Here is a 9,943-nt window from a genome sequence, read left to right as displayed (position 1 = left end):
ATGATGACTTACAAGAGATTTTAATAGATAAAAAATTATGGTATTTTATCTTAAATATATTATTAAATTAATATACATAATATTGAGATTAAACTGTAACAATAGCTTGTTATTATATAAATATAAAGATTACCCCTTTAGTTATATATATAAGTATTAAGGGAAGCTTTATGGTTAGTTAGTGGGATAAAGCGAGTATATTAATTGGGTTGAGGATATACATAAAAAGGTTTTTAAAGTTCAAAGAAATTTTAGAAACCTTTTTAATTTTGTTATTATTTCTTAGCTATGTAAATCACATAAATTTCACATAGCTATTTGATACTTTAACCACAATATTTAGTTAATATGTATATATAGAAACAAGAAATAATATATCGAAGTTCCTCAAGGAAGAGGGCAGGTGTGATTATGCGCAAAAATCATCTGTAGCAGTGGTTCGATTCCGCTCTTCGATGCCAAAAATTTAATTAATATATAGGGGGTTAAAATGAGGAGCTTGAAAGATTTTAGCATGCACAATACATAATCTATGGTAAGGCACATTCAAATAAATAACTAGTCAGTATGCTAGTCTATTTTAAATCCTACTGCGTCAACAGAACCTTCAGATAGCTCACTATCTGAGGAACCTATTTCCTTGTAGGCTTCAAAATATACGTGGCATCTTTGACTGACTATTTATTTTCATATGCCTAACTAAATTAAAAACATATAGGTAGAATGGAGAGAATTATTATGAATTATGAGAAGAAAACTAAGGTAAAAAAATCAAAGAAAATAGTTAGTTCTGTGATATTATATGTTGCAGCTATCGTTGTAGCCCTTATTGGAATTGGATTATTAGTGGATAATGTTATAATATTTAAAACTACAATTAGTCAATATGTATCTCAAGGATATAGCGCTGCCACGGTTGAACAACAACTTATACCATCGCAATTATTGCCAGCAATATTTAATTCAATTGGCATTTACGGAGGTATATCATTTGTATTAGTAGGTATTGGTATAATTAATACAAAACTTTCAAAACATTTATTTAAAGATGAACAATTTAATGAAGAAAGTACTTTGGAAATTAATACTCCAGATACTTCAGAAGAAATAACAAAAAGTGATGAGAGATCTGAAGATATATAAAATTTTATATAATTATAAGATGAATTAAAAAGTTTTAGAATAAAACTTTAAAAGGCTGTTGACATAAATAATATGTTAACAGCCTTTTAAAGTATAAGTCTTACACTCTAAGCCTATATCCAGCACCCCATACTGTTTCTATGTATTGGGGGCTGGATGGGGAAGGTTCTATTTTTTCTCTAACTCTTCTTACATGCACTGTAACAGTGGCATTGTCTCCTAAAGAATCAAGACCCCATATTTCTTCAAATAGATCTTCTCTACTGAATACTCTGTTTGGATTTTCAACCATGTATAATAGAAGGTCAAATTCCTTTTGAGCTAAATTCACTTCCTTGCCATTTATGAATACCTGTCTTGAATCCTTATGTATTTCTAAACCTCTTATAACTAGTTTGTTTACTTTCACCTTGTTGAATTTATTTTTTATTCTCTCGTAGTTTGCAATATGGGATTTTACCCTGGCTACCAGTTCACTAGGGCTAAAAGGTTTTGTTATGTAGTCATCTGCACCTAGAGTAAAGCCTTTGATTCTATCAATTTCTTCTTTCTTTGCAGAAACCAAAAGTACTGGAATATCCTTTTCATCTTGTATGCTTCGTAAAATAGAGTAGCCGTCCATTTTAGGCAGCATTAGATCTAGGATTAACAGATCAAAATCACCTTTGTTAAGTGTATTCAAACCCTCTATTCCATTTTCACATATAGTAACCTGAAAATCGTTAAGTTCCAGATAGTCTTTTTGTAATTCTGCTATACTTAAATCATCTTCAATTATCAAAATTTTTTTCATAGGTGCACTTCCTTTACATTTTTCCAAGAGATATTATTATGCTAGTTCCTTGATTCAGCTGAGAATTAGCCCATATAGTACCTTTATGTCCTTCTACAATTTGCTTTGCTATAGCAAGACCTAGACCACTTCCCTTAGCATTGCTTCTTGAAGAGTCTGATCTATAAAATCTATTAAATATCTTATTTACATCTTGTTTTTCAATGCCAGCACCATTATCTTTTAGTTCAATTATAATGCTGGTATTGGTTTCTCTAAGGAGTATGGTTATTTCTCCTTTGTCCTTGTTCATATATTTTCTTGAGTTATCCATAATGTTCAGTATAACTCGTTTAAATCGGTCTCTATCCACCATAAAGTATTTTGAAAACTGAAGTTTATTTTCAAATTTAATAGCTATGTTAGATTTCTCAAGAATTGGGGAACTTTCCTCAATGCAATAGCTAAAATATTCTCCAATATCAGTTTTTTCAAAGTTAAAGGGTATTTGCTTAAGGTCCAGTTTAGAATAGAGAAGCAAATCGTTAATCATAGCATCCATTTGTCTTGTTTTTAAATTTATAGTTCTTAAATAATGCTCTAATTTTTCAGGACTTTTTGCTACTCCATCTAAAATGCCTTCCACATAACCTTCTATAGAGGATAGTGGAGTCTTTAAATCATGAGAAATACTGGATACCAGCATCTTTCTATTGTCATCATACTTCATCTTCATATAGATAGAATCCTTTAACTTTATGCGCATTTCTTCAAAATCTGTGCACAGTTCTCTTATTTCTCTATCTCCGCTCTCTACTATTTCAGAATCCAGATTACCATCTTTTATTTGTGCAGTTGCCTTTTTTAATAGAGCTATAGGATCTAGTATTTTTTTGGAAAATATGTAGGATACAATAATACTAACTATTATATAGGAAGTAAAAAATACAAGTATGATAATTAGAATAAGTTTTTTAAATATATTTGATTCCTTTCCAATGGGAGTTAAAAATAATATATTTCCGCGGCTGCTATCTTTAAATACTATGGGAAAGGAGCTCAGGGAATAGTAAGTATTATTTATAACTACAGGTTCTCCTAATTTACTTTTGGATTCCTGCAAAGAGGTTGCAATATCAATACTAGTCATATTATCAGATGAATACAAAACACTACTATTTTTACTTATTATAATTTTACCATCGATAATTGATAGCTTTTCCTTTAAGTAGTTTTTGAAATCATCATTTTCAATACTTTTAGTATCTGATTGAGATATATCCTTGGTTACATTTAGTATTTCTGAATTTATAAAGGCAGTCTTTTTAAAACTGTCATAGTTCATGTCACTTTTGAATAAATTTGAATAAATAAATATAAATACAAGGGTTACTATAGTAGTTACAAGTGGAATTACTATAGTTAAACTGTTGTATATAACTAAACGCTTTTTAATATCCATTTTAATACCTTTTTCTAGGCAGGTGAAGCTAAATAGACTAGTATACTTAGTAGTTATTTATTTTCATATGCCCTATAATTTAAAAATCCTTTTTATCAAACATAAAATATCCTGCTGTAAATAGTATTATAGCATAACTTATCAGCATCATAAATTGACGGAATATCTTAAAGAAAGGTACATTGTCCATAATCCACAAGTTGTACCAACCGAATATGGATGTAAACAATAGGCCTGAATAGCCTGAAAACAAAATTTCAAGGGCCTTAAAAGCTACAAACATAAGTATGGATAAGAAGAATACAGCTATACCATTTTTTAATATATTTGCAAATAGTACAATCATTAGGCACAAAACTATCATTGGAAATAAGGTTACTATGTAGGATAATATTATTTTTAAAATACCTATAAAATTAAAGGAATTTGAATTAAATATAAGTCCAGAGACTACTGAAAATATCATTGATAGCATTAAAATTGAGAATACAAATATACATATGGATACTATTTTTGCTGAATATAGTTTTAGTCTTGTAACAGGTCTTGTAAGAGTTATCTTCATGGTATTCTGAGAATACTCACCTGAAAAACTGTCTATAGTAACTAAAGCTACAAATAGTGGAAGCAGTGTGTTTACTATTATAGAGAGAATGAGAAAGGGAAACTCATTACTGGAAACTCCCTGAACTCCAAAATTATTTCTAACTACAGATATAAAAATTTGACCAAATATAATAAAGGCTAAGGAGAGTATAACTGCCACTAAAGCCTTTTTCTTCTTATATAGTTTTTCCATTTCATTTATTAAAGTTGCCTTAAATTCTACCATTTCTCTCTACCTCACTTACAAAATAATTTTCAAGGGAAGCGTAGTTATTTAATATATTTTCAGTGGTATCCACATTAATAAGCTTTCCACTATATAAAACACCTATGCGTGTACAAGTTAATTCAATGTCATGAATGAGGTGACTTGAAATAAAAAAAGTAGTACCTTCTTTTTCCGCTAGATTTTTAATAATATTTCTTACACTTATCATTCCCTCTACGTCCATGCCGTTTAGGGGTTCATCTAAAATTATAACCTTTGGCCTTGAAAGGAGGACTGCTGCAATTCCAAGTCTTTGCTTCATTCCAAGGGAAAATTTTGTTGGTTTTTCATTTTTATATTTTAAGAGTCCTACCATTTCTAGAACTTCTTCAATTCTATTATTATCTACATCATTATAATATCTTGAGAACTGCTTTAGATTTTCAAAGGCAGTTAAATATGGGAAGGCCTCAGCAGTTTCAATGATGCAACCTACGTTATACATAGCTGCTTGAAAATCAGTTAAAACACTGTGACCAAGTATTTTAACATCACCTCTGTTTGGCTTAACAAGACCTGTCATTATTTTCATGGCAGTAGTTTTTCCCGCACCATTGGGACCAAGAAAACCAAATATGTCTCCTTTGTATATATCAAGATTTATATCATCTATGCCGCGTCCATTTTTATAAGTTTTACATAGATTTTTAATTTCAATTACTTTTTCCAAGGGGAACACCTCCAAAAGATTAATATTTGAAACTGCTGCGGAATTAAGCTGACAGCAGTTTCATTAATTTTTATAATGAAATTTTCGTGAGAATACAAACTATGTTTAACTAAAATCTTTAAATAATAAGTTTTTAGTTAAAAAATCTATTAAAACTTGAGTTGAAAAATCTTGGATCATTTTTTTCAAGATAAAAATTTATACCTGATTGATAAGGATTAATATATATATCACCAGTGGTAGTATTCTTATCTTTATTAGTTAAGGTTAATTTTGCACTGCTAGTAGGGGCATCTTTGCCATTTGAAAAACTGCCGGTAAAAATGTAATTTTCATTTCTATTTTCATAACCATTTATATATTTTACTTCATAAGTTCCGCTTACTGTTTTACTATTCATCTTTTCGATATTTACAGTAGCTTCACCTATTTTTATAAATTTACCATCCTTTTCTTCAGTTAAATCATTAGTATATTTTCCAATATATTTTTCAGGGTTAGTAATTTTATCAGGATTGGATGAAGCATTAGTAACTGTTGTCTTTTTACCAGTTAAATCAGGCTTATTTACTTTAGTTGAATTTATATCAGATATCTTAAACAGTAATTCAAAAGTTAAGTCATGAGATTGTCCGTTTTTGTCTTTACCGGAAAGTACACCTGATGCAAGGGCAGTTTTAATTAATCCATTTTTGTTTGTAGTCATATTACCCCTTACACTTTTTACAAATATATCTTTTGTAAGTTTAGGCATTTTAGATCTAGTGTCATTTGGATTTGCATATAAATTTTTAAACTGAAAGGATACTAGAGCATTTGCAATGGAAGGAATTTGAGTATTGTTTAAGGAACTAGAGAGTTCTTTAGAACCATCTGATTTCTCATTAACCACAACAGAGTCCTTAAGATTTCCAACAATAGCATCTGCTATTTTTTCTATATCTGTAGTTCTATCCTCATCAAAAGGATTTGTTAGCCACTTATTGTCATTTTTACCATCTTTAAAATTTGTTACCGCGTATTGATCTGATATTCCGTTGCCTGTATCTTTAGTTATTAGAGTATTTTTATCAGTATAGTAATAACTATCTGTTTTATCTGAGCCATTATAAGTTTCACTTACATTTTCCATGGCTTTATTTGTTATGTCATATTTATTTGTAGAATTTCGAGAATATACTGTAGTATTTCCATCTTTTATGATAAATGACATATTTAAAGTATCGCTTGAAAGTCCAGTAGTAGTTGCCTTACCCGTATACTTCAATGAATCTTTGAGTTGATCATAACCACTTTTAGTAGTTACCTCTGCCATGGCAGTAGTGGCGAACATAAGTATTCCAAGAGTAAAACTCAGGGCCATAGCTGTTTTTTTCTTAAACTTCATTTTTTCCATCTCCTCATATTTTGTTAAATGTTGTGTACTTATTAATTAGGCATGTGAAAATAAATAACAAGTCAAAGATGCGACGTATATTTTGAATTATACAAGGAAACAGGTTCTGATGATAGTGGTGCTATCAGAGGGTTCTGCTGACGCAGTAGAATTCAAAATAGCCTAGCATACTGACTAGTTATTTATTTGAATGTGCCTTATAGTAATGAATCTTACTTATTGGGAGCTTGTACTCCCTCTAAGTTTAGATGAATTATCCAGTAACTAGTCAGAGGATAAATTCTTTAATTTACAAGTGACTTCTAAGCCTAAGAGGGGGAATCCTAACTTAATCTTAGAAGTCACTTGGTTGGAAGTACTTCCTGATTATATTTTAAGATAGGTATCTCTACTTTATCTAAACTAAATCTAAACAAAGTATAAACTTTTGAGAGAAAACTGAAAGAGCTGCTTTGCACGGTTCTTTATGCTGATGACAAATCCATGTGTATTTATCTACATATGGGTTTGTTTTTTAAATTCATTTACTTTTGGTATCCTAGGTTACCGATTAATATATAAAATCCCTATATAATAATGCTTGTAAGGTTGATGAACAGGTAAATGAAAATATTGATTTGCATCAAGGCCTTGTTTTAAAATTATTAAAAATTAGAAGTAGTTATATAGATACATTCTACTTTTAATATAAGTTCAACATATAGATTACTAAAGAAATTAATAATTAAATGAAATAATTTGGAGGTATACAGGATGAGTGCATTTTTAGGGAAAATACATTATTTATTATATAACAAGATACAATTAAATGAGGATTTATTAGAGAGTATATTAAGTTTTGCAGAGGGAAGAGATATTCCTGTTGAAGAAATAAAAGCTGGAGCTTATAGAAAATATGGTTACCCGGAGAGACGAGCTTTGGAAGAAGTTATTGATCAAGGAAACATTCATGGCTGGCTTCAGATGAAAATAAGCAGTGTAGAGGTTAGAACTGCTGCAATTGTTACTGAATTAGTAGACAACAGGGGAACTGATATTAAGGATATTGCAAATATCTATTATGAAAATGGTAAAAAAACTATGGATTCTATTGGTACAGGCAATTTTTCACCAAAGGATTTATTCAATTTGATATACAGCTACATGCTTGAAGGTATGCCTTGTGACAGAGTTAATGAGGTGGTTTCTGAGGATGAAAATGAATTTTTGTGGAATACTACAACTTGTATTCATAGGGAATACTGGGATAAGGTTAATGGAGAAGTAGCAAACTTTCATGTTCTAAGATATGCATGGATAAATGGATTTTTAAGTAATACGGGATATTCCTATGTTCGTAATGAAGAGGGAGATAATAAAATAACAAGGGGGTAACAGTATGGATACTATTAATTTAATGATGGAAGAGCACAATAATATTAGAAGAATGCTTTTAGTTGTAAGAAAAGCTAGTATTAAGCTTATGGATACAGGTGAATTTGATTATGAGGACTTTGAAAAAATTATTTCTTTTATAAAAAATTATGCTGATGCACATCATCATGGTAAAGAAGAAAAAATGTTATTTAATCGCATGATAGACGAGATAGGCGGTGTAGCTGAACCTCTTGTTAAATATGGTATGCTTGCAGAGCATGATATGGGAAGACTTTTCATAAAAGAATTAAGAGAAGCTTTAGAAAAAGTAAAAAATGGAGATGCAGAGGCTAAGGTAGATGTAATAGCAAATGCAGTTTCCTATACACACCTTCTAGAAAGGCATATCGAAAAAGAAAACAATGTAGCCTACACATTCGCAAGGCGCGGACTAAGTGAGGATACTCTTAAGAAAATAGATGAAGAATGTGAAGTCTTTGAAAGAGAAGCAGAAGAAAAACATACTCAGGAAAATTATATAAAGCTTCTAGAACAGTTAGAACTTAAATATGTTCTTTAGTTTATACAAAAGCTTATTTAGCCATTACATTTGGGATAACTTCTCAAAAGTAGTGGCTAATTTGTTTTAGGCATATTCAAATAAATAACTAGTCAGTATGCTAGTATATTTGACTTACTATTTATTTTCATATGCCTTATAGTATAAATTTCTATATGTGCAAAAAATTAATTGTGAAAAAGACTGAATTTTATGATATTATATATAGTAATATTATAAATTTTTAGAGGGGGAATTTTAATGGAATCAGGACCCGCGCCTGAGCCTAACGGCAGTATAATATCACAATTCATATTAATTGCTATTTTAACGTTAATAAATGCATTCTTTGCAGCATCGGAAATGGCAATAGTGTCTTTAAACAAAAATAAAATTAAGCTTCTTGCACAAGAAGGTAATAGGAAAGCAAAACTATTAGAAAAGCTTATTGAGGAACCAACAAAATTTTTATCAACTATTCAAGTTGGAATTACACTGGCTGGATTTTTCTCTAGTGCTTCTGCTGCCACAGGTATATCTAATAGGTTTTCAAGATTCTTAATTAATTTAAACATACCTTACAGTGAAGCGATTGCCTTAGTAGTTATAACTATAGTGTTATCCTACATAACACTTGTATTTGGTGAATTGTTTCCTAAGCGTATAGCTCTGCAAAAATCTGAGGCTATTGCAATGTTTTCTGTAGTGCCAATTTTATTTTTATCTAAAGTAGTAAATCCTTTTATAAAAATCCTTTCAATATCTACAAATATGTTAGTTCATGTTACAGGGATGGATAGAGATAGATTAGAGGAAAAGGTATCAAAAGATGAGATAAAATCACTTATAGAAACTGGGCAAAGGCAAGGTATAATAAATGAAACTGAAAAAGAGATGATAGACAGTATTTTTCAGTCTGAGAATAAATTAGCTAAAGAAATCATGACACCAAGAACTGAAGTATTTTTAATTGATATAAATGAATCAGTTAACAAGTTCTTAGATAAGTTACTAGAAAAGAAGTATTCTAGGATACCCGTATATGAGGGTGATACTGATAATATTATAGGAATACTTAATATTAAAGATTTTTTAATAGAGGCACGTAAAAAAGGTTTTGAAGATGTAGATATTAAAAGTATATTGCATGTACCCTATTTTGTTTATGAAAGAAAAAATATTAATGAATTATTTAAAGAACTAAAGAGTTCCAGGAATCAGATGTCTATATTAATAGATGAATATGGTGGATTTTCAGGAGTAGTTACTATAAAAGATCTTGTGGAAGAAGTCATGGGAAACATTGAAGATGAATATGATAATGATGAACCAGATATAAGAAAGGTTGATAATAATACTTATATTGTTAATGGATTACTTCCTTTACATGAATTAAATGAGCATTTACATTTGAATTTAGTTTCTAAAACTTACGATACCATAGGGGGCTTTTTAATTAGTTTAATGGGAAGAATTCCAAAAAAGAATGAAGCAAAGAGTATTGAATATGAAAATATAATATTTCAAATAGAAGAAGTTAAAAAGAGAAGAATAGAAAGAGTTAAAATATGCATATAATTTGTTATTTGATTTTAACATAGAATAGAATTATGAAATATTATTTTGAAAATAATTATTAATATAGGCCTTCTTAGGCTTTTTACAATAGCTCACTAAAATTAACATTTATATTAGTTAATATACTACGTGT

At 29.6% G+C, this 9,943-nt stretch carries 9 protein-coding genes; 4 read left to right on the top strand and 5 right to left on the bottom strand.

The annotated features are described in order from the left end of the window. The first annotated feature begins 738 nt into the window (after window positions 1–738). Complete coding sequence (locus RH99_RS16400) at window positions 739–1,143, top strand: hypothetical protein (RefSeq protein ID WP_010240769.1); 405 nt, start codon at window positions 739–741, stop codon at window positions 1,141–1,143. A gap of 100 nt (window positions 1,144–1,243) precedes the next feature. Here RH99_RS16400 and RH99_RS16395 read toward each other — a convergent pair whose 3' ends face one another. The 5 genes from RH99_RS16395 to RH99_RS16375 all read right to left on the bottom strand — a co-directional run bounded on the left by RH99_RS16395 (window position 1,244) and on the right by RH99_RS16375 (window position 6,308). Further along, window positions 1,244–1,936: a response regulator transcription factor gene (locus tag RH99_RS16395; RefSeq protein WP_010240768.1), complete on the bottom strand. Its 693-nt coding sequence runs from the start codon at window positions 1,934–1,936 to the stop codon at window positions 1,244–1,246. A gap of 13 nt (window positions 1,937–1,949) precedes the next feature. After that, window positions 1,950–3,377: a HAMP domain-containing sensor histidine kinase gene (locus RH99_RS16390; protein ID WP_010240767.1), complete on the bottom strand. Its 1,428-nt coding sequence runs from the start codon at window positions 3,375–3,377 to the stop codon at window positions 1,950–1,952. A gap of 79 nt (window positions 3,378–3,456) precedes the next feature. After that, window positions 3,457–4,209, bottom strand: coding sequence for an ABC transporter permease (locus RH99_RS16385; protein WP_010240765.1), 753 nt, complete (start codon window positions 4,207–4,209; stop codon window positions 3,457–3,459). Then, window positions 4,196–4,921, bottom strand: a complete 726-nt coding sequence (locus RH99_RS16380) for an ABC transporter ATP-binding protein (protein WP_010240763.1) — start codon at window positions 4,919–4,921, stop codon at window positions 4,196–4,198. The genes RH99_RS16385 and RH99_RS16380 overlap by 14 nt, the downstream gene beginning before the upstream one ends. A 133-nt stretch (window positions 4,922–5,054) precedes the next feature. Continuing rightward, window positions 5,055–6,308: a hypothetical protein gene (locus RH99_RS16375; protein ID WP_010240761.1), complete on the bottom strand. Its 1,254-nt coding sequence runs from the start codon at window positions 6,306–6,308 to the stop codon at window positions 5,055–5,057. 762 nt (window positions 6,309–7,070) lie between these two features. Here RH99_RS16375 and RH99_RS16370 point away from each other — a divergent pair. The 3 genes from RH99_RS16370 to RH99_RS16360 all read left to right on the top strand — a co-directional run bounded on the left by RH99_RS16370 (window position 7,071) and on the right by RH99_RS16360 (window position 9,810). Then, entirely contained in the window at window positions 7,071–7,691 is a 621-nt protein-coding gene (locus RH99_RS16370; protein ID WP_010240760.1) for a hypothetical protein, read from the top strand. 4 nt (window positions 7,692–7,695) lie between these two features. Beyond that, window positions 7,696–8,253 (top strand): hemerythrin domain-containing protein, encoded by a 558-nt coding sequence (locus tag RH99_RS16365; RefSeq protein WP_010240759.1) that lies wholly within the window; start codon window positions 7,696–7,698, stop codon window positions 8,251–8,253. Window positions 8,254–8,493: 240 nt separating this feature from the next. Continuing rightward, a complete protein-coding gene (locus RH99_RS16360) occupies window positions 8,494–9,810 on the top strand; it encodes a hemolysin family protein (protein WP_010240758.1) in 1,317 nt (438 codons plus the stop codon). The last annotated feature ends 133 nt before the right edge of the window (window positions 9,811–9,943 follow it).

It is taken from the genome of Clostridium arbusti SL206 (genome assembly GCF_000246895.1).
Taxonomy (GTDB): Bacteria; Bacillota; Clostridia; order Clostridiales; family Clostridiaceae; genus Clostridium_I; species Clostridium_I arbusti.
This window is presented reverse-complemented; position numbering and strand designations above follow the sequence as displayed.

Bases quoted from the DNA above. Each gene is read 5' to 3' on its own strand.
- RH99_RS16370 (WP_010240760.1), top strand. From the start codon at position 7,071: ATGAGTGCATTTTTAGGGAAAATACATTATTTATTATATAACAAGATA.
- RH99_RS16390 (WP_010240767.1), bottom strand. From the start codon at position 3,377: ATGGATATTAAAAAGCGTTTAGTTATATACAACAGTTTAACTATAGTA.
- RH99_RS16375 (WP_010240761.1), bottom strand. From the start codon at position 6,308: ATGAAGTTTAAGAAAAAAACAGCTATGGCCCTGAGTTTTACTCTTGGA.
- RH99_RS16395 (WP_010240768.1), bottom strand. From the start codon at position 1,936: ATGAAAAAAATTTTGATAATTGAAGATGATTTAAGTATAGCAGAATTA.
- RH99_RS16400 (WP_010240769.1), top strand. From the start codon at position 739: ATGAATTATGAGAAGAAAACTAAGGTAAAAAAATCAAAGAAAATAGTT.
- RH99_RS16365 (WP_010240759.1), top strand. From the start codon at position 7,696: ATGGATACTATTAATTTAATGATGGAAGAGCACAATAATATTAGAAGA.
- RH99_RS16385 (WP_010240765.1), bottom strand. From the start codon at position 4,209: ATGGTAGAATTTAAGGCAACTTTAATAAATGAAATGGAAAAACTATAT.
- RH99_RS16360 (WP_010240758.1), top strand. From the start codon at position 8,494: ATGGAATCAGGACCCGCGCCTGAGCCTAACGGCAGTATAATATCACAA.